Below are 22,392 nucleotides of genomic sequence, written 5' to 3' on the forward strand. Positions count from 1 at the left end.
GATGCCCGTTTGCACGTGCTGCGCTTCACTGTCTTGCAGTGCACATGCATCTGCAAGCAGGCTGTTGCGTGTTGTCTGGAGCATTGCATGAGGACGCTCGCGTTGCCTGCTTCGAGCAGCGAATCGCATCAGGGCACAGTGGTGTCAGCTGCCATCGCACCGTGTACCGCGCAATCCATGCATCCGTATCTTCATCGCAGTGCCCGCCACCATGGCGGCGTACAGAGAACTTGGTCATGACCCAGCGCGAACTCACCACCACAGCAAGGCCGCCCTATTTCGACAAGATCCTGATCGCCAATCGCGGCGAGATCGCCTGTCGCGTCATCGCCACCTGTCGCAAGCTCGGCATCGCGACCGTAGCGGTGTATTCCGATGCCGACCGCGGCGCGCGGCATGTGCGGCTGGCCGATGAAGCGATCCATATCGGCGCCGCACCGGCGCAACAGAGTTATCTGCGTGGCGATGCGATCCTGGAAGCGGCACGCGCAAGCGGGGCGCAGGCGATCCATCCCGGCTATGGCTTCCTGTCCGAAAACGCCGCGTTTGCCGATGCCTGCGCGCAGGCCGGCATCGTGTTCATCGGCCCACCGGCGGCAGCCATCCGCGCGATGGGCGACAAGAGTGCAGCCAAGGCGCTGATGCAGCGCGCCGGCGTGCCACTGACACCGGGCTACCACGGCGACGAACAGGCGCCGGCCTTCCTGCGCGCGCAGGCCGATGCGATCGGCTATCCGGTGCTGATCAAGGCCAGCGCCGGCGGCGGCGGCAAGGGCATGCGCCGGGTGGATGCCAGCGCGGCATTCGAAGAGGCATTGGCCAGCTGCCAGCGCGAGGCGCAGTCGGCCTTCGGCAATGCGCAGGTGCTGGTGGAAAAGTACGTCGAGCGCCCGCGCCATATCGAGATTCAGGTATTTGGCGATACCCGGGGCGAGGTCGTCCATCTGTTCGAGCGCGATTGTTCGGTGCAACGCCGGCATCAGAAAGTGCTGGAGGAAGCGCCTGCTCCCGGCATGAGCGAACAACGCCGCGCCGCAATGGGCAAGGCCGCCGTGGATGCCGCGCGCGCCGTGGGTTATGTCGGCGCCGGCACGGTGGAATTCATCGCCGGCCCGGATGGTGATTTCTATTTCATGGAAATGAACACCCGCCTGCAGGTCGAGCACCCGGTGACCGAGTTGATCACCGGCACCGATCTGGTCGAGTGGCAATTGCATGTCGCCGCGGGCGAGCCGTTGCCGCTGCGTCAGCAGGACCTGCGCATCCATGGCCACGCGCTGGAAGCGCGCCTGTACGCCGAAGATGCCGAACGCGGCTTTCTGCCGTCGACCGGCACGTTGCGGCAGCTGCAGTTTCCCGCACCCGGCGCGCATGTGCGGATCGATGCCGGCGTGGAGCAGGGCGACTGCATCAGCCCCTACTACGACCCCATGATCGCCAAGCTGATCGTATGGGATGTGGATCGCCCTGCCGTACTGGCACGCATGCGCGAGGCGCTGGCGCAATTCCATGCGGTGGGCGTCACCACCAACAGCGCGTTCCTTGCGCGCCTGATCGGCACGGTGTCGTTTGCGTCTGCCGATCTGGATACCGCGCTGATCGAACGCGAGCAGGCCGTGTTGTTTGCCGAGGCAGTCAGTCCGGCCAACGCCTGGTGGTGCCTGGCGGCGGCGTTGATCGCCGCAACATTGCCGAAGGCGGCCGCCGATCCGGCCGACCCGTTTTCGCCATGGCAGCACACCGATGGCTGGCGCATCGGCGCGCATGCGGCGCACACCCTGACGCTGGAGGCCGCAGGCGAACGCCGCCAGTTCGGCGTGCGACCGCTTGGCGATGGCTGGCAGGTCACGGTTGCGGGCGACACCCGCACACTGCGCTACCACCTGCAGGACGATGCACTGCGCGTGGAAATGGATGGCCGGCAATGGCGCATGCAGGTCCTGCGCGACGGCGATACACTGACATTGCGCGATGCCACGCAGCGCGCGACATTCCGCCACCATGATGCGCTGCTCGAAGCCGATCAGCCTGCGCACGACACTGGTGGCCTGACCGCACCGATGCCGGGCCGCATCGTGTCGCTGGTCGTCCCGGTGGGGCAGTCCGTCACTCGCGGGCAGGCCCTGGTGGTGCTCGAAGCGATGAAGATGGAGCACACCTTGCATGCACCCAGCGACGGCACCGTCGCGGCGTACCTGGTGGCCGAAGGCGAGCTGGTCGCCGAGGGTGCCGCGCTGGTGGAATTTGTGTCCGCGTCTGCGTAGCGGCGCCTGGCCGCTGACCAACGGCACGTCCGCAGCGGCCGGCCTTGGCCCTAGCGTGGGGAAAGCGGCTGGAGTCGCCGTGCCCCAGACCGGAGACGTCCATGCAACGCCTGCTTTGTTTCGAGCACTGTCCGCCTGCAGCGACAACGCCGCGCCCACCACCGACAAGGCCGACAAGCCGGTGCCGCTGCCGCTGCCGCTGGTGCTGTTTGTGCATGGTGGCCCGTGGGCGCGCGGCAGCTACGGCGGCTACGGCGGCTACGGCATGCTGGTCTGCCTGACCTTCACCCCGGACGCGTTCAAATGCGGCGTGGACATCGTCGGCCCGGCCAATCTCAACACTTTGCTCGGCACCGTGCCGCCGTACTGGGCCAGCTTCTACAAGCAGCTGACCCAACGCATGGGCGACCCGCCCACCGAGGCCGGCAAGCAGTGGCTGACCGAGCGCTCCCCGCTCAGCCCTGTCGACAAGATCAGCAAGCCGCGACTGATCGGCCAGGGCGCCAACGACCCGCGCGTCAAACAGGCCGAGAGCGGCCAGATCGTCAACGCGATGAAGGCCAAGAACATTCCGGTCACCTACGTGCTGTTCCCGGACGAAGGCCACGGCTTCCGCCGCCCGGAAAACAGCACGGCCTTCAACGCGGTGACCGAGGGTTTCCTGGACCAATGCCTGGGCGGCCGCGTGCAACCGATCGGCAACGACCTGACCGGCTCCAGCATCACGTGCCGGAAGGCGCCGACAAGGTGAACGGTCTACGCGATGCGTTGAAGACCCATGCGCAGGCGATTCGGCGGTAACGCTATTTGCGAAGTGCTTGCTTTGGATCTACGTCAGCGCTCGCCTACAACGAAGAGCGCTGACGGTTGGACCGAGGTGCTTCAACGAACCGGTACGCTTGATTCCCCTCGCCAAGCGATCCAGATCGAGCGATGTGTGATGGTCTCTCGCTAATGGGGTCCGATGTCCTTGCCCGCCGCTGGGTCACGACCAGACGACCACACTGCGCCACCGGGATCCAGCTCGGTATTGTTCATCTCCTCGCCACGCCAACCGAATCCGCAGATGGCCAGTGGTCCGTCCTGGAGGCCGTCCAGGCCAAGCGCCTGTTCGATATCCACCTCGTTGATTGCCGAGGTGACAAACGCTCCCAGCCCCAGGTCGGTTGCGCTCAGATAAAGCGTCTGCGCGATATGGCCGACATCCAGAATCATCGCGCGGTAGGCCTTGGCATGGTTCCGATACTTCCAGAAACTGCGTAGAAACCGCGGTACCAGGATCACCAGCACCGGCGCATCGGCAAACCAGTGCTGCCCGGACACAGCACGACGCGCAAAGTCCACCAGCGGCTGCGGTGGCGACTGCAATGGCTGCAATGCATGATCGACAGGGCGATAGTGATAGAGACCGCTCGTCATTCCCTCGACACGTTGGACCAGCAGATAGGTTTCGGTGGGATGGAGACTGCCCCCCGACGGTACCGGCTTCTTCAAGAATGCGGTGTCGTGCCCCACTTCGATGCGCGCGCTTGCCATGACGCTGCGCTCAAGCATCTGGCCGAGCAAGATGGGTGACAGCAGACGCTGCGTATCGAAATTGCGACAGGTGACGCGACGCGACAGCAGCTCATCGAATGTGCCCGGGGTTGATCGCGGCAAGGCAATGCGCGCCTCCACGCCGCCCTTGCCTCGGTCTACGATCTCTGCCGGGGGTGCGCCCAGCCGGCCTACCATGCCTTCTGCAGTTGTCAGGCCATGCGCTTCCATGGTGGCCACGCTGTCTTCGCCGCTCCAGCGCGCCGATCGGTGCCATAACGCGGCCAATGGCCACCAGCGCTGCTGCTGCACGCACTCGTCGTTGCGGCGGTGCTGAACATGTTGTGGTTGGTCGCTGATCACAAGACCTTGCTCGATTAGACGCTCCGCCCAGATTGGCCACGGATGCACCTGATCGATGGAATGCCAGCGCGAGGAACTCAACTCGCCCAGCCATTCGCGCTCGTCCTTTGAAACCTCCACGTCTGCATCAAGATGAGGCGCGAGCGCCAACCAGCGTGTGCGGCGACGCAGGCCATCGCCACCGGCAAGCAATCGTGCAAGATCAAACACCGAATCGTCGCGCAGTTCAAAAAATAGCGTGGTACAGCGACGAATTTGCATAGGAACATCTCAAGGACGCATGAATACGGTCGATATTGTGTCAGGTCTCACGTCATACGACAGCGCATTCCCTCACTCTCCAGGCAAGCCACACCATGACAGACGCAGCCAATAACACCCATCTTCCGTTTGATGCATCCACAGCAGACAAGCTGCTGGAGCTACTGGCAACCGACGACGATTTCCGCGACTGCTTTCAATGCAATCCGGCGCAGGCGCTTGCCCAGATCGGTGCACCTGGCGTGAGTGCGGACAACGCCGTCCCTAGCGCAGGAGAGGCTTATTACTGCATGAACACCAATCAGCTCGCATCCAAGCAGGACATTGCAGCGGCTCGCGCCGAGCTGCGGAGCTACCTGACCGAAAAGGCCAATCACACCGTGATCTTCGCCTTCGAGTCGGACAGCATGCGTTCCACCCTGCTGCGTAAATAAGCAGGCAGACTCGGTAGAGGCCAGGCGCGCGCAAACGCCTGCGCCTGTTCGCGCGCCTCCTGGGTACGGCCGAGTGCGTGCAGCGATTCGGCCATCCAGAGCTGGGCCAGACGCGCATCGGCAACATTGAGCGGCTGCAGCGTTTGCGACGCATTTGCTTCGATGTAAGCACGCCCGCGATGGAGAAGCAGCCAACGTGCCTGTTGCAACGCCTCAGCGTGCCGACCGCTCTCGTGCAGTAGCGTGTAGAGCGTCACGCGCGCCAGAAAAAGATCGCCGTCGCTGACCGGCAGGCGTGCGATGGCTGCCTCACGGTCGCCCGACAGCGCCAGCTGCTGGGCTTCGACAATGGCGCGCAGGTCGGCAAGCACCGGCGTTTCATGCACAAGCGCCGGCTTGATCGCCGCAAGTGCGCGGGCGGTGAGGCTGTCATCGCCGCTCCGCTGCGCCTGGCTTGCGAGGATCAGCACCATCGCGGCATTGTCCTGCAGGTTTACCGTTGCCGATCCATCGTCAATGACCGCAGACACCAGCCGATCGAACGTCGGCTTGAGCGCTGCCGCCGTCGCCATGGATGGATCGACCAACGCATCGGTCGTCACCGCAATGACCGAGAATTGCCGATGGTTGAAATCGTCGCCTTGCTTGCTGCGCGCCAAACCTTGGGCGATCGCAGCGCGCGCAGCGGTCCAGTCGGCCTGATCAATTGCGATGCTGGTGCGATCGATCAATGGCACCACATCGTCGTTGGCGTAGCCTTGCTCGACGATCCTGTCGAGCGTTTGCTTCGCTTCGACATGGCGATTCAACACCGCCAGCGCGTTCGCCTGGCGCCGCAGCGGGCCGGCGCGATCGGCATCACCGGGAATGGAAAAGTGCTGCAGCGCCGCTTCGGCCTTTCCCTGAGCCAGCAGAATGCGTCCAACCCGATCGGTCGCGATCGCGCGCAGCGGGTCTTGCGGGACATCGGCCGCCTGCGCGTATGGCAACGCGTCGGCAAAACGATTGGCAACGAACAGGTGCCACGATGCGTTCGCGGTGCCGGCAAAATTGTCCGGGTAGAGCGAGGCCAGCGTTCTCCACAACGTCAATGCCTTGTCGGGTGCTAGCAGCTCCGCTGCCCATGCATCCATATACAACTGATCACGCTCAGGCAGACGCTGACGGAAACGAATTGCCTTCTCCAGGTACGGAAGCGCACCACGGCGATCAGAGACCGCCACCTTGATGCGTGCCGCCCCCAGATACGCGAGCGCAAATTCCGGATCGATGGCCACCGCGCGCTCGAACAGTTCCAGCCCTTCTTTCCATTGGCCTTTCGCCGTTGCGTCGACCCCCAGGGCATAAGCCCGCAGCGCATCCAGGCTGGACGTGGTCACTGCGGGTAACGGCACAGAATTCTTGTCGATCGACGCCACCACCTCACCCAGGCCCTGCCTGAGCTTGCGGGCAACCTGATCCACCGAGGACAGTGCCGATGGCAATCCATCGCCTTGCACAAACTCCGAGTAGACAGTGGTCTGGGTCCGCGGATCCACCAATTCAACGCCGAAACGGAGCTTGCCGCCGATCTCCGCGACGGTCGGCAGCAGCACAGCGCTTGCACCATCGCGCAGCGCCACCTCCGAGGCGATGGCGCGATCGACGATCACGCGATCCGGATCGCGCTTCATCCGGGCCATGGTTTCGCGCACTTTCATATCACTCAGGACATTGACGTAGCGCGACTGCTCCAGACTGATGCGCAGCGCCTGGTCGAGCGAACTGTCGAGCAATGTATTGCCGGTGAGATTACGTAGATCCCCGACCACCACCCACCCACGTTCGGAGAACGCAATGGCTGGCTCGGAACGGGTGAAAAACCACACCGACACGCACACCGCGACGACCAAGGCGGTTTCCGCCAACAGTGCCGCAGGCCGTCGCCACAGCGGAACATCGCGCCAGGCCTTTGCCGAATTCTTCGGCGTGCGCAACGGCGTCAGGCCGACTTCGCCAACCTCATAGATCTCCATCGGCGTGGGCACGCCCTTGAAGCGCCAGCGGCCGTGGGATTTCCACAGGATGCGGTCGCCGCGGTCGCCCAGTTCGCGTGCGGCGCGATGGGTCAACGACTCGGCCACTGCCGACAACAGGATCTGCCCGGGCCGCGCCATCGACATCAGGCGTGCGGCGGTGGGCTTGGCCAGGCCTTCGACTTCGAGCGGTTTGGCGCCGATGCTGACCGCTTCGTCGCTGTTGCGCCAGGTCAGCACTTCGCCGACGTGCAGCCCCTGGCGCGCGCACAGCGTCAGCGCGCGGGCATCGCCCATCGCCTTGAGGCCGCGGGCGTAATCCAGTGCAAAGCCCAGACCGTCGATGGGGCGATCGAACAGCAGCAGCAATCCATCCGAGCGGTCGATCAGGCGGCCACGCCACTGCTGCTGCAGTTTGACGACCAGCCGATCGTGCTCGCGAAACAGCGCGGCGGCGGCGTTATCACCAATGCGTTCGACCAGCGCGGTCGAATCGCACAGGTCGGTCAGCAGCAAGGTACGCAAGCGCGGCGCCTGGATCGCTTCCAACGACGCATCCTTGCGTGCGTGGGCGCGAGCGCTCATTGCTCAGCGATTGTCCGACGTGGTTGGGTTGCCGGATGGCTGTGTGACGCCCGACACCAGCGTTTCATGCATGCACAGCACGTTGCCGCCCTGTCGCTTTGCCTCGTACAGCGCGCTGTCGGCCAGCGTGTACCAATCGTTCCATGCCGCGTCGGCGTCGATCATGCACAGACCCACGCTGACCGAGCAGCCCTGCTCGCCCTGGCCATTGCCCAGGCGCGCCTCCACCGCGCGTACGATGCATTCGCCGATGTGATGCAGCAGCTCCTGGGTGCCCAGTGCGACCAGCACGCAGAATTCGTCGCCGCCGAGCCGGCAGGCGAGGTCGCCGTCGGCGATGACCGAACGCAGTGCATGGGCGACGTTCTGCAACACGCGGTCGCCAGCCAGATGACCGAATTCGTCGTTGATGCGCTTGAAGCGGTCGCAGTCGATCAGGATCAGGCCCACCCCGGGCACGCGGCCGGCGCGTCGGCATTCCTGCAGATGCAGGGCGAGGCCGCGACGGTTGTGCAGGCCGGTGAGCTCGTCGGTGCGGCTGAGTTCTTCGGTGTGGTTGAGCTGGTGCGAGGTGACGTAGAGGTTGTCCAGCGCCGCTTCCAGGTCGTGATTGCGCCGGCGCAACTGGCGGATCAGCAACTGCTCGTTGTTGACCACGCGCACGATGGAGCGGCGCAGAAAATGCGCCACCATCGACGGATTGCGGTCGACCAGGCGCTGGAAGTCTTCATGCGCCAGTTCGATCAGACGGGTGTCGGCGGATGCACTGGCGCCGGCACTGCGCGCATGGTCGCCGATCAGCAGGCCAAGTTCGCCGAAGAATTCGCCCGGGCCCAGGTGCTTGAGCATCAGGTCTTCGCCGAAATCCAGATCGACCTGGCCACTGACCACGATGAACATCTGCGTGCCCACCGCCCCGCGCTCGAACAGCGCCTGGCCGGCAGCCAATTCGCGAGCACGGCCAAAGCGGGCGAAAAACGCCAGCTCTTCGGCAGTCATCAGCGCATGCAGCCCGTCCGACAGCGTCTTTGCAACGCTCCCCGTCGGCTCCACTGCGCCGGCAGTGTTATGGCACGTCATCCAAATTCCCTTAGACCGACCTGCAGCGCCGGCCTGCCCTAGCATCGTACAGGAGCGTTTTGTTCAGCACCAGGTCACATTCTATCTCATTTAACTTGAGACGAAATGACGGGTATTTGCAAAAAAGTGAGGGCTCGGTTGCCCAAGCCCCTTGCTCCCTTCCTGCAGTAGCGCATGGCGCCGCGCGCGAGGCCGGCGCTGTTCTACGGTGCTGGCGCAGACTTGCCGGCGGGCAAAACCACATGCTCCGATCCATCCCGCAGCCAGCTGACGAGCGTTCGCGACGCAGCGTTACGCCGCCTTTTCGCCGTGAAACTGCTCTTCCTCGGTCGAGCCTCGCAGCGCGGTGGTGGACGACTGGCCCTGCTGGATGGCCTGTGTCACCGCGTCGAAATAGCCGGTGCCCACCTCGCGTTGATGCTTGACCGCGGTAAAGCCCATCTCGGCCGCCGCGAACTCTGCCTGCTGCAACTCGACGAAGGCACTCATCTGGCGGCGTGCGTAGCCATGCGCCAGGTTGAACATGCCGTAGTTCAGAGCGTGGAAGCCGGCCAGGGTGATGAACTGGAATTTATAGCCATAGCTCGCCAACTCGGTCTGGAATCTGGCGATGGTGGCGTCGTCCAGGTTCTTCTTCCAGTTGAAGCTCGGCGAGCAGTTGTAGGCCAGCAATTTGCCCGGGAATTTCGCATGGATGGCTTGCGCGAAGGCACGCGCAAATTCCAGATCCGGCTTGCCGGTTTCGCACCAGATCAGATCCGCATATGGAGCGTAGGCCAGCCCGCGGCTGATCGCCTGATCCAGCCCGTTGCGGGTCTTGAAGAAGCCTTCGACGGTGCGCTGCCCGGTGGTGAACGGCTGATCGTTGGCATCCACATCGCTGGTGATCAGATCGGCCGCCTCGGCGTCGGTGCGTGCGATCAGCAGCGTGGGCACGCCCAGCACATCGGCAGCCAGACGCGCGGCATTCAACTTTTCGATCGCCTCGCGGGTGGGCACCAGCACCTTGCCACCCATGTGTCCGCATTTCTTCACCGATGCCAGCTGATCTTCGAAGTGCACGCCGGCGGCGCCGGCTTCGATCATCGCCTTCATCAGCTCGAAGGCGTTGAGCACGCCGCCGAACCCGGCCTCGGCATCGGCCACGATCGGCTGCAGGAAGTCGATGTCGTCGTTGCCTTCGGCGTGATGCAGTTGATCGGCGCGCAACAAGGTGTTGTTGATGCGCTTGACCACCGCCGGCACCGAGTCGGCCGGATACAGCGATTGGTCCGGATACATCTGCCCGGCCAGGTTCGCATCGGCGGCGACCTGCCAGCCGGACAGGTAGATCGCCTTCAAACCGGCCTTGACCTGCTGCATCGCCTGGTTGCCGGTCAACGCGCCCAGCGCATTGACGAACGGCGTGGCGTGCAACGCGTTCCACAACTTGTCCGCGCCCAGCCGCGCCAGCGAATGCTCGACATGCACGGTGCCGCGCAAGCGCACCACGTCGGCGGCGGTGTAGTTGCGGGTGATGCCGGCCCAGCGCGGATTGCTGGCCCAGTCTTGCTGGATCTGTTCGGCGGTCTGCAGTGTGCTGCTCATGGTGCGTTCTCCTGGCAGGGATACGACGGATGCAACGAGGAAGGAATGGCGCATCAGAGGCGCGCCGGGCATGGCAAGGCCGTCGTTGCGCGCGTGGGCGCAACGGGCGGTGTGGTGCATGACGTTGATGGATTGCAGCGACAGCGCGCGTGCGCTGGCGTGTCGCGGCAGCGTTGGCTCAATCGATCAGGCGATACGCCGGCACGGTGAGGAAGTCGGCCAGCACATCGGCACGGCTGAGTGTGTCCAGCAGTGCAATGGCGTCGTCGATGCGCGCGGCGCCCGGCAGTGCATCGGTCGCACCCAGGCGTGCCGGCAGCGCACGCAACGTGGCCTGCAACAGGGGCTGATCGATCGCAGTGCCGTCGTCCAGGTGCTGGCCGTGATGCAACCACTGCCACAGCTGCGCGCGGCTGATCTCGGCAGTGGCGGCGTCTTCCATCAGGTTGTGGATGGGCACGCATCCATTGCCGTCCAGCCAGGCGGCCAGATAACGCACGCAGACTTCGACATTGCCCTCAAACCCGGCGCGGGTGACGGTGCCCGGCGAAGGCGCGATCAGCATGTCGCGCGTCACCTGCACGTCGTTGCGCAAGACATGCTGCTGATGCGCAGTGGGCATGTGTTCGTCGAAGATCCTCATCGCCACCGGGATCAGGGCCGGATGCGCCACCCAGGTGCCATCGTGCCCGGCGCTGACTTCGCGCAGCTTGTCGGCACGCACGCGTGCCATCGCCTGCTCGTTGGCGGCCTCGTCGTGATTGATCGGAATCTGCGCGGCCATGCCGCCCATCGCATGCGCGCCGCGGCGATGGCAGGTCTTGATCAGCAGTTCCGAATACGCCTTAAGGAAGGGCTGGCTCATGGTGACCTGGCCGCGTTCGGGCAACACGCGGTCGCGATGCGCGCGGAAGGTTTTCAGATACGAAAAGATGTAGTCCCAACGCCCGCAATTGAGCCCGACGATGCGCTCGCGCAGCGCATGCAGGATCTCGTCCATCTCGAACACCGCCGGCAGCGTTTCGATCAGCACGGTCACCTTGATCTGCCCATGCGGCAGACCGAGCATCGCTTCGATATGCGCCAGCGCGGTTTCCCACAGCGCGGCTTCTTCCATGCTCTGCAACTTGGGCAGATACAGATACGGGCCACGGTCCTTGGCCAGCAGGGCGCGGCCGTTATGGAAGGCGAACACCGCCGCGTCGAACAGTCCGCCGGCCAGCGGCTGGCCATCGATGAGCACGTGCTTCTCATCCAGATGCCAGCCGCGCGGGCGCACGATCAACACCGCCCGTTCGGCCTCCGGGCGCAACGCGTAGTGCTTGCCGTTGGGCGCATCGAAGCTGAGATCGCCTCGCACCGCAGCGGCCAACGTGCGCTGCCCGGCCAGCAGATTGCGCCAGGTCGGCGCGGTGGAATCCTCGAAGTCGGCCATGAACACCTTGGCGCCGGAGTTCAGCGCGTTGATGACCATCTTCGGATCGGTGGGGCCGGTGATCTCCACCCGGCGGTCCTGCAGCGCCGACGGCAGCGCGGCGACGCGCCACTCGCCATCGCGGATGGCGCGGGTGTCTGGGCGGAAGTCCGGCAACTGACCGGCATCGTAGTCGGCCTGGCGCGTGCGCCGCTGTGCCAGACGCTGCTGGCGACTGGGCTCGATCGCGCGATGTAGCGACACCAGCAAGGCCAGCGCGGCGGCAGGAAGGAGTTCCACCTGACCTGCGACCTGCATGGTCAGCGACAGACCGGGAGTGGCGCGTTCGGTAGGACGTGGGGCAAAAGCGGTAGAAGACATGTCGGGGAGTCCTTCTGAATCCGGACTTGCACCGTGCGCCGAACGCGAATATTTGACAAAGCAGTTTTATCAATGCTGTAAATAAGCCAGGCTTATATTTCATGCCGGAACGCACTGAGATGGCGCCAACCCCTCGATTTTCCTACAAATCCGATCGACTCAAACCGCTGCGCGCGTTCTGTCAGACGGTGCGTTTGGGTTCTGTCTCACGGGCGGCTGAGGCGCTGTATGTGAGCCAGCCGGCAGTGACCCTGCAGCTGCAGGCGCTGGAACGCGACCTGGGCGTGGTCCTGTTCGAGCGGTCGGGGCGACGCATGGCGCCCAGCCGCGAGGGCCAGCTGCTCTACGACATGGCGCTGCCGCTGGTGGAGAGCCTGGACGGGCTGGAGACGAGCTTCCGCGAGAAGGTGCGCGGGCTGGATGCGGGCGAGCTCAATATCGCCGCCAACAGTTCCACCATCCTGTACCTGCTGCCGCGCATCGTGGCGAACTTCCGCGCGCGTCACCCGGATGTGCGCCTGACCCTGCACAACGCCATCAGCGCCGACGGCACCGACCTGCTGCGCGAAGACGCAGTGGACCTGGCGATCGGCTCGATGCTGGACGTGCCGGCCGACCTCAACTACGCGCCGGTGTATCGCTTCGAACAGCTGCTGATCACCCCGCCCGATCATCCGTTGGCCAGCAAGTCCACGGTCACGTTGCAGGATCTGTCGCCGTATCCGCTGATCCTGCCGCCGCGCCGGCAGGTCACCTATCGGCTGGTCGATCTGATCTTCCAGCAGGCACGCGTGCCCTACACCGTGGCGTTGGAAGTGGGCGGCTGGGAAGTGATCAAGCAATACGTGGCGATGGACATGGGCATCTCCATCGTCACCGCGATCTGCGTTACCGAGGCCGATCGCGACAAACTTGCCACCCGCTCGCTGAAGGATTACTTCCCCACCCGCAGTTATGGCGTGGTGGTGCGCAAGGGCAAATATCTCTCGCCGCAGGCACGCGCATTTATCGAGCTGATCCAGCCGGATCTGTTTACCCCGCGCGGGTATGACGAAAGTGGCGATTCGGAGCGGTGACCCTCCTGCCTGCTTGTGCGCGTGAGTCCCAGTAGCCCCCGAGCGTGCTCGCCAGGCACTGCGCATGAGAACGCCATGCGTTCTCCATCGGCGATGCCGTGCGCGGCGTGCGGGTCGCCAGCCGAAGGGGTCGCTCGATCGAGCCGTACAAGCGACACGGGGTCGCCCCGACGATCGGCGCCGCATCATCTCGGCTCGATGCGACTGCACGGCGGTTGGTGTCATAGACTAACAACGGGCAACAAAACGCGGCGAGCGGTCGTCAGGTGGGGGCGGACGGCGCGCTCAGAGCCGGAGTGTACGAGTGGGACATGCCGATTCCGAACACCGGCCGCGCCCGCCTGACGGCGGCGCCGTCGTTTTGATAGCCGCTCTCAGCCGATGCTGTGGGTACTGCATGTCATCAACAGCTGGTCAGTCCGGGGAACCATTTGGCCAGATGCGCAGCCGTCCCGTACTGCGGGGCGAGCCGACTCAACCAACGCGAAGGGCTGAAGCAATGAATCCGACCATGGTGTTGCTGGTGCAGTTGGCGGTGATCCTGGGCGCGGCGCGTGCGTGCGGCGCGCTGTTGCAACGCTTCGGGCAGCCGCCGGTGATCGGCGAGATGGCCGCCGGCCTGCTGCTGGGGCCGATCGCATTCGGCGCGTGGCTGCCGACGTTGCATGGCGTGTTGTTCGCCTCCAGCAGCTTGCCGCCGCTGTCGGGACTGGCCAACATCGGCGTGGTGCTTTTCATGTTCATCGTCGGCGTGGAGTTGCGCGCGCCGGAGGGCACCGCCGCGCAGGTGCGCTCGTCGGTGCTGGTGGGGCTGTCCGGTATCGTGCTGCCGTTGCTGCTGGGGCTGGTTGCCGCGCCCTGGTTGTTTACGCGCTTTGCACCGCAGGGCATCGGCTTCTGGCCATTCGCCTTGTTCATTGCCGCGGCGATGTCGGTGACCGCGTTCCCGGTGCTGGCGCGCATCCTCAAGGACCGCAACATGACCCGCACCCCCGCCGGCCGCCTGGCCCTGGGCGCGGCGGTGATCGACGATGCCACGGTGTGGATGTTCCTGGCGATCGTGCTCACCCTGACCGGCGGCAACACCCATGGCGGTGTTGCGTTCACTGCGACCGGTGCTGTGGTGTTGATTGCGGTGGTGTTCGGCGTGTTGAAGCCGGTGTATGCACGTGTGCTCACGCCGCGCGCAAGCGATGGAGACTATCCGTCGACTGCGTTGGTGTGGGTGCTGATCGGTGTGCTGGCCTGCGCCGCGGTGGCCGAATGGATCGGCCTGCATGCGATCTTCGGCGCATTCCTGTTCGGCATCTGCGTGCCGCGCGATGACCGCCTGCTGGTACACCTGGCCGGGCGCATCGAACCCCTGGCGATCACCTTGCTGATGCCGGTGCTGTTTGCGGTCGCCGGCCAGGCCACCAGCCCGGGCGTGTTCGTCGGCGCAGGCGCCGCCGGCTTTGCGCTGGTGGTCGGCGTGGCGGTGACCGGCAAGCTGGTGGGCTGCACCCTGGGCGCGCGCCTGAGTGGGCACGATTGGCGCGATAGCCTGAGCGTGGGTTCGCTGATGAACGCACGTGGCCTGATGGAACTGGTGGTGATCAAGATCGGCCTGGACAGCGGTGTGATCGGGCCGGATCTGTTCACCCTGTTGTTCGGCATGACGCTGGTGACCACGGTGATGGCCTCGCCGATAGTGGCCTGGTTCCAACGCGGCCGGCCGGCCGTCACTGCCGGCGGGTTGGGTGCGGGTCGGTCGCCGCATTGACGAGGCAGCACAGGTCATCTGCGTGCGGCCTCGATGGACGCGTCTGCGTCGGCCTGCGATGTCCAAGGCATCAGTCGGCGCCACGCACCCTCACCGCTGCGGTCGCCGAGCAGCACCGCATCCACTTCTTGGCACAACGCACTGATGTCCGACCTTTCCGAGTCCTGTTATGCCGAAAGCCCGGCACCGCCGGCATTACGCACGCAGCTGCAGTGCAGTTGGCGCTTTCGCCAGGGCACGGCCACGATGGACCCCGTGCTGGTATTGCCCGATGGCAGCGTGGATCTGATCTGGGATGGCACGCTGCTCCTGGTTGCCGGGCCCGATCGCACGGCCGCCATGGCAGCGCTGGCACCGGGCAGCGCGCTGGCCGGGGTGCGCCTGGCGGCGGGTGCGGCGGCCGGCCTGTTGAAGCTCCCGCTGCACGCCATCGCCGGCCGACGGGTCGCACTGGAATCGCTGTGGGGCGTGCGAGGCCGCACCTGGCAATACCGCCTGGAAGACGGCGCCGACCCGCTGCACACCTTGCAGGCGCTCTGCCGACAGCACGGCACATCGCAAGACCGGCAGATGGCGTGGCTGTTCGATCGATTGACCGCCGGCAACCCTGCGCGGCTGAGCGACTTGACCCAGGTGATGGGTCTGAGCGAACGCTCGCTGCGCCGCCGCTGCCAGGATGCCTTCGGCTATGGCAGCAAGACACTCGAACGGGTGCTGCGTCTGCAGCGCTTCTTGCGTATCGCCGGCCAGCACCGCAGCCTGACCGACGCCGCGCTGCATGCCGGTTACGGCGATGCGCCGCATCTGGTCCGCGATGCGCGCCAGCTCACCGGCCTGAGCCCGCGCGTGTTGGTACAGCGCCACGCACGCTGAGTTGGCCGTTTTCGCCAAGCCAGGCGCGCGCGCCGATTGCATGCTGTGCCTCCACTTCCGCAGGACGCCACGCCATGATCGACAACGCGCCGCAGCACCGCATCGATTACCTCGAATTCGCCGTTGACTCGATCGCCATCGCCAAGGCGTTTTACGGGCAAGCCTTCGACTGGACGTTTCAGGATTACGGCCCGGATTACTGCGAATTCCGCGACGGCCGCCTGACCGGCGGCTTCTTCCACGGCCCCGCCCAGCCCGGTGGTGCGCTGGTGGTGCTGGCCTCCGACGACCTCGCCCATAGCCAGGCACGCATCGAAGCGGCGGGCGGGCAGATCACGCAACCGGTCTTCGCGTTTCCCGGCGGGCGACGTTTTCATTTCACCGATCCGCATGGCTATGCGCTGGCGGTGTGGTCGAAGGACTGAGCACCCAGCACGCGCAGGCTGCAACGGCATGGTTGCGCAGGCAGCGTGGTGCAGAACGTCTCGGTTGCAGCTGCAGTGCTGCGGCAGACATGCACCTGGCACGCGCATGGCGTGCCATCACTCGCGCCCGTACAGACCCAGGAACATCGCCACTGCCGATTCGGCCACCTGGCTGCGTTGCTGCGGCGACAACGGCGGCTGGCCCATGGCGATCTGCGGCCAGAACGCGAAACCCTTGATCAATGCCTGCAGTTGCTGCGCACCGACGTCCGGCTCCACGCCCGCCAGCCGACCGTCGGCCAGTGCGGCGCGCACCCAGGTAGTGGTGCCTTCTTCCTTGCTGCCCAACTGCGCGATCAGCGCGCGCGCGCGCTCGGGCGAATGGATGCCTTCGGCGATCGCGACACGCGACAGGTCGATAAATGCCGGATCGTTGAACAAGTGCAGCTTCTGCTGCAGCAGTTGGATCAGCTGCGCGCGCAGCGGCTGGTCGGGCCGGTAGACCAGATTCACCGCATCGGCGCTGCGCTGCCACAGCCCGCGCAGGATCTCGCCGAACAGCGCGTCCTTGCTGGGAAAATGGTTGTAGACGGTACGCTTGGACACGCCCGCGGTGGCCGCCACGCGGTCCATGCTGGTGGCCTCGAAGCCATGCTGGCGGAACTGGGCAATGGCCGCCTCGACGATGGCGTGGCGCTTGCGGTCGGTCAGCCGCAGCGGCGCAGCCAGGGGAATTGATGCAGTCGACATCGGGCCATTTTACACCGGACAGTTTACTTTTCGCGGAATAAAACTACACTGGCCAGTGTAACTTACTCCTGCTGTCATTCCCTGCCTCGGTCGGACTTTCCATGGCTACCTCTCGCCCTTCCCCTTATGCCGATTCACCGCAGTTTCGCGGTGGCCGGTTCCGCAATGCATTGCCGCTGCCGACCACCGTGCTCAGCCTGAGCAAGCAGATCGGTCTGATGTGGACGCTCCTCTTCGACAAGCCCAGCACCACGGTGCCGTCCGCGCCGCTGCCGGTACAGCCGCTGACACGCGCGCAGTTGCTTGCCGCGCCGGATCGCAGCCTGTATCGCCTGGGCCATTCCACCGTGCTGATGAAGCTGGCCGGTGGCCTGTGGCTGACCGACCCGGTGTTCTCCAGGCGCGCCTCGCCGGTGCCGTTCGCCGGGCCCAAGCGCTTTCATGCGCCGCCGATCGCGCTGGATGAGCTTCCGCCGCTGGCCGGGGTGATCCTCTCTCACAACCATTACGACCATCTCGACCGCGCCAGCATCCGTGCCCTGGCCGACCGCGTCGGCGTGTTCGTCGCGCCCCTGGGCGTGGGCGATTTGCTGGTGCGCTGGGGCGTGGACCCGGCCAAGGTGCGTCAGCTGGACTGGTGGGACACGATCACCGTCGATGGCCTGCGACTCACCGCCACCCCATCGCAGCATTTTTCCGGACGCGGCTTGTTCGATAGCGGGCGATCGCTGTGGTGTTCCTGGGCGATCCAGGACCGCGAGTTGCGCGTGTTCTTCAGCGGCGACGGCGGTTACGGCCCGCACTTCAAGACCATCGGCCAACAGCTCGGGCCGTTTGACGTGGCGCTGATCGAAAACGGCGCCTACGACCAGCAATGGCCGCATGTGCACATGCAGCCGGAGCAGAGCCTGCAGGCCTACCTGGACATTGGCGGGCAGACCCTGCTGCCTATCCACAACGGCACCTTCGACCTGGCCATGCATGCGTGGCAGGAACCGCTGGACCGGATCGTGGCATTGGCCGACAGCGCCGGCGTTGCACTGGCGACGCCGCGCATGGGCGAGCGGGTGGATTTGAATGCGCCCGGCAATCGCCTGCGCTGGTGGCGGCAGGATGCTGCCACGCAGGCGTCCGATGGCTTGGTGGCGACGCGCTAGCCCGATACATGGCGCCGCCGGCGCATGCGCGGCGGCGTTCGCGTTGCCCTGCGTCATTGCCATCGCAGCAAAGTGCGCGATAACCGCCGGGAAAACCCTGCTTTGCTTCGCTAGCGTAGGGCGCTAACGCCGTCGCTCCTGCTGGCGTGTAAGCGCAGACCACGCATCACAGGCGTTGCCACTCCAGCCCTTGGCCGCGCCGGTAATACACCGCCACCGCCTTGCCGTAGACGGCCGGCGCATCGACCAATCCGAAGTAACGTCCATCCAGGCTGTTGCCGCGGTGATCGCCCAGCATCAGCAGCTTGCCGGGCGGCACAGTCAGCCCGACGATGTTCGGGCCGCCGCCATTGCCGAGATTCAACTGCGCCAGGTGCGCCCCAAAACGTTCGGCATCGCCGCCCTCCGCTCCCAGCGGCTTGTCGTTGATCTGCAGATGGCCGTCGATCAACCCGACCCGGTCGCCTGCCACCGCCACCACACGCTTGATCAGGCGTGTGCCATCGCGCGGCGAATCGAACACCACCACCTCGCCACGCTGCGGTCGATCGCCATCGACGAGGATGCGGTTGCTCAACGGCAGTCGCCAGCCGTAGGCATGCATGTCCACCACCACGCGATCGCCCGGCTCCAGGGTGGGCTGCATCGAGCCGCTCGGCACCTGGTAGTGATTGGCGAACGAGGAACGCGCCGCGGTCATCAGCACCAGCAGCACCAACAACGGCAGCAGTTCCCTGCGCGACCAGTGCGCGGCGCGTTGCAGACGTGAGGCCGCCGGAGGGACTTGGCTCATGAGGCACCTGTTGGTTTGAAGGGTGACGGGCGATACCCGATGAAGATGCGCCTACGCGCCGGGCGGGCGGAAGTGACGAAAGGCATGGCACCAGCTGGGTCGTTACTTCGGATGCTGCCTGGGTGGCTGCCCTGCTGTCGCCAGTGCCGCTGCCGGGTGGCGGTTCAAAGGCAACAGCAAAGCACCATCGCCAAGGGCAGTCGCAACACCATCACCTGACCCGCCATCAAAAAAAAACGGGATGACGCGAGGCCATCCCGTTCGATTGCTGAGTGCGGCGATTACACGTGCATGCGCCAACGACGCAGGCGCGTCACCCAGTCGCTCACTCCGTCAGGCCGCGATTTTCCAGCAGCGCCTTGACGCTGGGATCCTTGCCGCGGAAATCGCGATACAACGTGGCCAGATCGACGGTGTTGCCGCGCGACAGGATCTTGGCGCGGAAGATGTCACCGTTCTTGCGGTTCAAACCGCCGTTTTCCTTGAACCATTCGAACGCATCGTCGTCGAGCACTTCCGACCAGAAATACGCGTAATACCCGGCCGAATAACCGCCGCCCCAGATGTGGTCGAAATAGCTGCTGCGATAACGCGGCGGCACTTCGGCCAGGTCCACCTTGAAGCGCTTCAAGGCATCGGCTTCGAACTTGCTCACGTCCTGCAGCGGCGCGCTGGCCGGCTGGGTGTGCCAGGCCAGATCGAGCAGCGCGGCCGACAGGTACTCGGTGGTGGCGTAGCCGCTGTTGAAGGTCTTGGCCTTCTTGATCTTCTCCACCAGCTCGGCCGGCATCGCCGCGCCGGTCTGGTAATGCTTGGCGTAGTTGGCGAAGACCTTGGGATCGGAGGCCCAGTGCTCGTTGAACTGCGAGGGGAACTCGACGAAGTCGCGCGAGGTGCTGGTGCCGGCGATCGAGGGGTACTTCACCTTGGAGAACATGCCGTGCAGCGCGTGGCCGAACTCATGGAACAAGGTGGTGACATCGTCAAAGCTCAGCAGCGCCGGCTGGCCGGCGGCCGGCTTGGTGAAGTTGCAGACGTTGTAGACCACCGGCTTGGCGCCGGTGAGGCCGTCCTGCTCGACAAACACATCCATCCAGGCGCCACCGGACTTGCTGTCGCGCTTGAAGTAGTCGGTGTAGAACAGCGCCATCGAGGTGCCGTCCGCGTCGAACACTTCATACACCTTCATGTCCGCGTGATAGGTCGGGATGTCGGTGCGCTGCTTGAAGGTGATGCCGTACAGCTGCGTGGCCGCGTAGAAAACGCCATTCTGCAGCACGTTGTCCAGTTCGAAATACGGCTTGATCTGTGCCTCGTCCAGGTCGTACTTGGCCTTGCGCACCTGCTCGGCGTAGAAGTCCCAATCGGAGGCGGCGAGCCTGAAATCGCCGGTCTTCGAATCAGCGCGCTGCGCGTCGATCACCTTCTGCATCTCGGCCACCTCGCGGCGTGCCTTGGCGGTGGCGGCCGGCACGGTGTCGGTCAGCAGCTTGAGCGCGGCTTCCGGGGTCTTGGCCATCTGGTCGCCCAGGCTGTAGGCGGCGTAGGTGTCGAAGCCGAGCAGCTTGGCCTTTTGCGCGCGCAGCTGCGCTAGGCGCTGGATGGTCTGGCGGGTGTCGTTGGCATCGCCCTTTTCCGCGCGCGTTTCCGACGCCTTGAGCACCTCGGCGCGCAGCTGGCGGTCCTTCAGCGAGGCCAGCACCGGCTGCTGCGTGGTGTTCTGCAGGGTCAGCAGATACTTGCCGTCGAGCTTGCGCGCCTTGGCCGCATCGGCGGCGGCGGCGATGTCGCCCTCGCTCAGGCCGTCGAGCCTGGCCTTGTCGTCCACCACCACCGCACCGGCAGCCGAGGCGGCAACCAGACGGGTGTGGAACTGGGTGGAGAGCGTGGTTTCTTCGATATTGAGCTTGCGCAGGCTGGCCTTGTCGGCATCGGACAGCTGCGCACCGGCGCGTACCAGCTCTTCGTAGTCGCGCTCGACCAGACGCTTCTGCTCCGGCTCCAGGTTCAGCGTGTCGCGTTGGTCGTAGATCGTCTTGACGCGTGCGAACAGCTTGGGGTCGAGATTGATCTCGTCCTGGTGCGCAGCCAGCTTGGGCGCGATCTCTTCCTGGATCTTCTGGCGTGCATCGCTGGTGTCGGCCTGCACCAACCCGAAGAAGATGCGCGACACGCGCGTGAGCGTTTCGCCGCTGCGTTCCATCGCCTCGATGGTGTTGTCGAAGCTGGCCGGCTCGGGGTTGTCGGCGATCTTGCGGATGTCGGCCAGGTGCAGGCGCATGCCTTCTTCGAAGGCCGGCAGGTAATCGGCGTCCTTGATCCTGTCGAACGGCGGCGCCTGGAACGGCAGCGTGCTGGCGCTCAGCAGCGGGTTCGGCGCGGCATCCGCGGCCGGGGTGGTGGCGGTCTTTTCGGGCACGGTGGTGGACTCCTTACCGGACGAATCTTTTCCAGAACAAGCAGCCAGTGCCAGGGTGATGGCAGCGGCCAGAACGACGGTACGCGACATGGCGTGTGATTCCTGAGTGGGTAGCGCAGCCGGTCACGCTAGCGGGTTTTCGCAGCGTCGGCATGTGCCGTTGGATTGGGGGGCTGGGTGCGCTTGAGGAGGCGTGTGCTACAGCGTCTCGTCCTTGAAGATCGCCACGTGCGGGGTACCGTCTGCGCCGATCCAGCCGCGGTACATGCCTTCGGTATTGAACGGGAATGCGGCGTTGCCCTGCGCATCCAGCGCGATGGCGCCACCGTCGCCGCCGGCCTTGGGAATCTCCTGGTCGATCACCGTGTCGGCGGCCTGTTGCAACGACTGCCCGGCGTATTTCATGCGTGCGCAGATGTCGTAGGCGGCCACCGCACGGATGTAGAACTCGCCCCAGCCGGTGCCGGACACCGCGCACTGGCTGTTGGCATAGGTGCCGGCGCCGATGATCGGCGCATCGCCGACGCGGCCGTAGCGCTTGTTGGTCATGCCGCCGGTGGAGGTGCCGGCGGCCAGGTGGCCGGCGCGATCCAGCGCCAGCGCGCCCACGGTGCCGAAATGCTTGGCGGTTTCCAGATCCAGTTCGGCCTGCGCCTGACGGTCGCCGGCTTCGGCCTTGCGCGCTTTCTGCAGCTGTTGCCAGCGCTTGTCGGTGCGGAAATAATCCGGGTCGACCAACGTGACGCCCTGCTCGCGCGCGAACTGTTCGGCGCCGTCACCGACCAGCATCACGTGTTTGGAATGGTCCATGACGCTGCGCGCCAGCTGGATCGGGTTCCTGACCGTGTGCGCACCGGCAATCGCGCCGGCCTTGCCGGTGGCGCCGTCCATGATTGCGGCATCCAGTTCGTTCTTGCCGTCGTGGGTGAACACCGCACCGCGCCCGGCGTTGAACTGCGGCGCATCCTCCAGCACGGTGATGGTGGCCGCCACCGCATCCACCGCACTGCCGCCACCTTGCAGCACCGCGTGCCCTGCGCGCAGCGCGCGTTGCATCGCCTCGCGCGCCTGCGCCTGTTCCTCGCTGGAAAGGCTGGATTTCTCCACCCCGGCGCCGCCGTGGATCACCAGCATCGGCGTGGCCGCCAGCACAGGACCGGCAGCGAGCAGGAGGGAGAGCGACAAACACAGTGCGCGTGCGGACAAGCCAATCATGG

At 65.2% G+C, this 22,392-nt stretch carries 16 protein-coding genes, 1 other RNA gene and 1 pseudogene; 8 read left to right on the forward strand and 10 right to left on the reverse strand.

Annotated elements, in window-relative coordinates; all coding sequences use genetic code 11:
- Nucleotides 1-236: 236 nt before the first annotated feature.
- Together FHT09_RS18865 and FHT09_RS18870 are read left to right on the forward strand one after the other, a co-directional pair.
- Complete coding sequence (locus tag FHT09_RS18865) at nt 237-2,264, forward strand: acetyl/propionyl/methylcrotonyl-CoA carboxylase subunit alpha (protein ID WP_104606898.1); 2,028 nt, start codon at nt 237-239, stop codon at nt 2,262-2,264.
- Between the two features lie 166 nt (nt 2,265-2,430).
- Nucleotides 2,431-3,065 (forward strand): annotated as a pseudogene (locus FHT09_RS18870) (prolyl oligopeptidase family serine peptidase); the annotation flags it as partial.
- Between the two features lie 150 nt (nt 3,066-3,215).
- Here FHT09_RS18870 and FHT09_RS18875 read toward each other — a convergent pair.
- Entirely contained in the window at nt 3,216-4,424 is a 1,209-nt protein-coding gene (locus tag FHT09_RS18875) for a putative peptide maturation dehydrogenase (protein WP_104606897.1), read from the reverse strand.
- Between the two features lie 95 nt (nt 4,425-4,519).
- On the opposite strand from FHT09_RS18875, the gene FHT09_RS18880 reads away from it, so the two are divergent.
- The gene (locus FHT09_RS18880; RefSeq protein WP_104606896.1) at nt 4,520-4,858 is read left to right on the forward strand and encodes an NHLP-related RiPP peptide; all 339 of its coding nucleotides are present in this window, start codon (nt 4,520-4,522) and stop codon (nt 4,856-4,858) included.
- On the opposite strand, the gene FHT09_RS18885 is transcribed toward FHT09_RS18880, so the two are convergent.
- The 4 genes from FHT09_RS18885 to aceB all read right to left on the reverse strand — a co-directional run bounded on the left by FHT09_RS18885 (nt 4,798) and on the right by aceB (nt 11,920).
- Nucleotides 4,798-7,458, reverse strand: coding sequence for a putative peptide modification system cyclase (locus FHT09_RS18885; protein ID WP_104606895.1), 2,661 nt, complete (start codon nt 7,456-7,458; stop codon nt 4,798-4,800). The genes FHT09_RS18880 and FHT09_RS18885 overlap by 61 nt on opposite strands.
- A 3-nt stretch (nt 7,459-7,461) precedes the next feature.
- Nucleotides 7,462-8,538, reverse strand: a complete 1,077-nt coding sequence (locus FHT09_RS18890; RefSeq protein WP_104606894.1) for a GGDEF domain-containing protein — start codon at nt 8,536-8,538, stop codon at nt 7,462-7,464.
- Between the two features lie 291 nt (nt 8,539-8,829).
- Nucleotides 8,830-10,125: an isocitrate lyase gene (gene aceA / locus FHT09_RS18895; protein WP_104606893.1), complete on the reverse strand. Its 1,296-nt coding sequence runs from the start codon at nt 10,123-10,125 to the stop codon at nt 8,830-8,832.
- A gap of 178 nt (nt 10,126-10,303) precedes the next feature.
- On the reverse strand, nt 10,304-11,920 hold the full coding sequence (gene aceB, locus FHT09_RS18900) for a malate synthase A (protein WP_104606892.1): 1,617 nt from the start codon (nt 11,918-11,920) through the stop codon (nt 10,304-10,306).
- 119 nt (nt 11,921-12,039) lie between these two features.
- Between aceB and FHT09_RS18905 the strand changes: the two genes are divergently transcribed.
- Nucleotides 12,040-12,996: a LysR family transcriptional regulator gene (locus FHT09_RS18905; protein ID WP_026064207.1), complete on the forward strand. Its 957-nt coding sequence runs from the start codon at nt 12,040-12,042 to the stop codon at nt 12,994-12,996.
- 236 nt (nt 12,997-13,232) lie between these two features.
- Here FHT09_RS18905 and FHT09_RS18910 read toward each other — a convergent pair.
- Nucleotides 13,233-13,309: non-coding RNA, sX9 sRNA (locus tag FHT09_RS18910), on the reverse strand.
- 186 nt (nt 13,310-13,495) lie between these two features.
- Here FHT09_RS18910 and FHT09_RS18915 point away from each other — a divergent pair.
- The 3 genes from FHT09_RS18915 to FHT09_RS18925 all read left to right on the forward strand — a co-directional run bounded on the left by FHT09_RS18915 (nt 13,496) and on the right by FHT09_RS18925 (nt 16,056).
- On the forward strand, nt 13,496-14,758 hold the full coding sequence (locus FHT09_RS18915; RefSeq protein WP_104606891.1) for a cation:proton antiporter: 1,263 nt from the start codon (nt 13,496-13,498) through the stop codon (nt 14,756-14,758).
- Nucleotides 14,759-14,902: 144 nt separating this feature from the next.
- Nucleotides 14,903-15,631, forward strand: coding sequence for a helix-turn-helix domain-containing protein (locus FHT09_RS18920; RefSeq protein WP_104606890.1), 729 nt, complete (start codon nt 14,903-14,905; stop codon nt 15,629-15,631).
- Between the two features lie 77 nt (nt 15,632-15,708).
- Nucleotides 15,709-16,056 (forward strand): VOC family protein, encoded by a 348-nt coding sequence (locus FHT09_RS18925; protein WP_026064205.1) that lies wholly within the window; start codon nt 15,709-15,711, stop codon nt 16,054-16,056.
- A 117-nt stretch (nt 16,057-16,173) separates the two neighbouring features.
- Here FHT09_RS18925 and FHT09_RS18930 read toward each other — a convergent pair whose 3' ends face one another.
- Complete coding sequence (locus FHT09_RS18930; RefSeq protein ID WP_104606889.1) at nt 16,174-16,806, reverse strand: TetR/AcrR family transcriptional regulator; 633 nt, start codon at nt 16,804-16,806, stop codon at nt 16,174-16,176.
- Between the two features lie 101 nt (nt 16,807-16,907).
- Here FHT09_RS18930 and FHT09_RS18935 point away from each other — a divergent pair, with 101 nt between their 5' ends.
- Nucleotides 16,908-17,963 carry an MBL fold metallo-hydrolase gene (locus FHT09_RS18935; protein ID WP_104606888.1) on the forward strand — a complete coding sequence of 352 codons (1,056 nt, stop codon included), beginning with the start codon at nt 16,908-16,910 and terminating at the stop codon, nt 17,961-17,963.
- 166 nt (nt 17,964-18,129) lie between these two features.
- On the opposite strand, the gene lepB is transcribed toward FHT09_RS18935, so the two are convergent.
- The 3 genes from lepB to FHT09_RS18950 all read right to left on the reverse strand — a co-directional run bounded on the left by lepB (nt 18,130) and on the right by FHT09_RS18950 (nt 22,390).
- On the reverse strand, nt 18,130-18,756 hold the full coding sequence (gene lepB, locus FHT09_RS18940; RefSeq protein WP_104538915.1) for a signal peptidase I: 627 nt from the start codon (nt 18,754-18,756) through the stop codon (nt 18,130-18,132).
- 325 nt (nt 18,757-19,081) lie between these two features.
- Entirely contained in the window at nt 19,082-21,265 is a 2,184-nt protein-coding gene (dcp, locus tag FHT09_RS18945) for a peptidyl-dipeptidase Dcp (protein WP_181141392.1), read from the reverse strand.
- A 108-nt stretch (nt 21,266-21,373) separates the two neighbouring features.
- The gene (locus FHT09_RS18950) at nt 21,374-22,390 is read right to left on the reverse strand and encodes an isoaspartyl peptidase/L-asparaginase (protein WP_181126429.1); all 1,017 of its coding nucleotides are present in this window, start codon (nt 22,388-22,390) and stop codon (nt 21,374-21,376) included.
- Nucleotides 22,391-22,392: the final 2 nt, after the last annotated feature.

This window comes from Xanthomonas sp. CFBP 8152, assembly GCF_014199025.1.
Lineage (GTDB): Bacteria > Pseudomonadota > Gammaproteobacteria > Xanthomonadales > Xanthomonadaceae > Xanthomonas > Xanthomonas arboricola_B.

What these genes read in the sequence shown, in the direction of transcription:
- FHT09_RS18865 (WP_104606898.1), top strand. Translation starts at nt 237, where the DNA reads ATGACCCAGCGCGAACTCACCACCACAGCAAGGCCGCCCTATTTCGAC.
- FHT09_RS18875 (WP_104606897.1), bottom strand. Translation starts at nt 4,424, where the DNA reads ATGCAAATTCGTCGCTGTACCACGCTATTTTTTGAACTGCGCGACGAT.
- FHT09_RS18880 (WP_104606896.1), top strand. Translation starts at nt 4,520, where the DNA reads ATGACAGACGCAGCCAATAACACCCATCTTCCGTTTGATGCATCCACA.
- FHT09_RS18885 (WP_104606895.1), bottom strand. Translation starts at nt 7,458, where the DNA reads ATGAGCGCTCGCGCCCACGCACGCAAGGATGCGTCGTTGGAAGCGATC.
- FHT09_RS18890 (WP_104606894.1), bottom strand. Translation starts at nt 8,538, where the DNA reads ATGACGTGCCATAACACTGCCGGCGCAGTGGAGCCGACGGGGAGCGTT.
- aceA (WP_104606893.1), bottom strand. Translation starts at nt 10,125, where the DNA reads ATGAGCAGCACACTGCAGACCGCCGAACAGATCCAGCAAGACTGGGCC.
- aceB (WP_104606892.1), bottom strand. Translation starts at nt 11,920, where the DNA reads ATGTCTTCTACCGCTTTTGCCCCACGTCCTACCGAACGCGCCACTCCC.
- FHT09_RS18905 (WP_026064207.1), top strand. Translation starts at nt 12,040, where the DNA reads ATGGCGCCAACCCCTCGATTTTCCTACAAATCCGATCGACTCAAACCG.
- FHT09_RS18915 (WP_104606891.1), top strand. Translation starts at nt 13,496, where the DNA reads ATGAATCCGACCATGGTGTTGCTGGTGCAGTTGGCGGTGATCCTGGGC.
- FHT09_RS18920 (WP_104606890.1), top strand. Translation starts at nt 14,903, where the DNA reads ATGTCCGACCTTTCCGAGTCCTGTTATGCCGAAAGCCCGGCACCGCCG.
- FHT09_RS18930 (WP_104606889.1), bottom strand. Translation starts at nt 16,806, where the DNA reads ATGTCGACTGCATCAATTCCCCTGGCTGCGCCGCTGCGGCTGACCGAC.
- FHT09_RS18935 (WP_104606888.1), top strand. Translation starts at nt 16,908, where the DNA reads ATGGCTACCTCTCGCCCTTCCCCTTATGCCGATTCACCGCAGTTTCGC.
- lepB (WP_104538915.1), bottom strand. Translation starts at nt 18,756, where the DNA reads ATGAGCCAAGTCCCTCCGGCGGCCTCACGTCTGCAACGCGCCGCGCAC.
- dcp (WP_181141392.1), bottom strand. Translation starts at nt 21,265, where the DNA reads ATGTCGCGTACCGTCGTTCTGGCCGCTGCCATCACCCTGGCACTGGCT.
- FHT09_RS18950 (WP_181126429.1), bottom strand. Translation starts at nt 22,390, where the DNA reads ATGATTGGCTTGTCCGCACGCGCACTGTGTTTGTCGCTCTCCCTCCTG.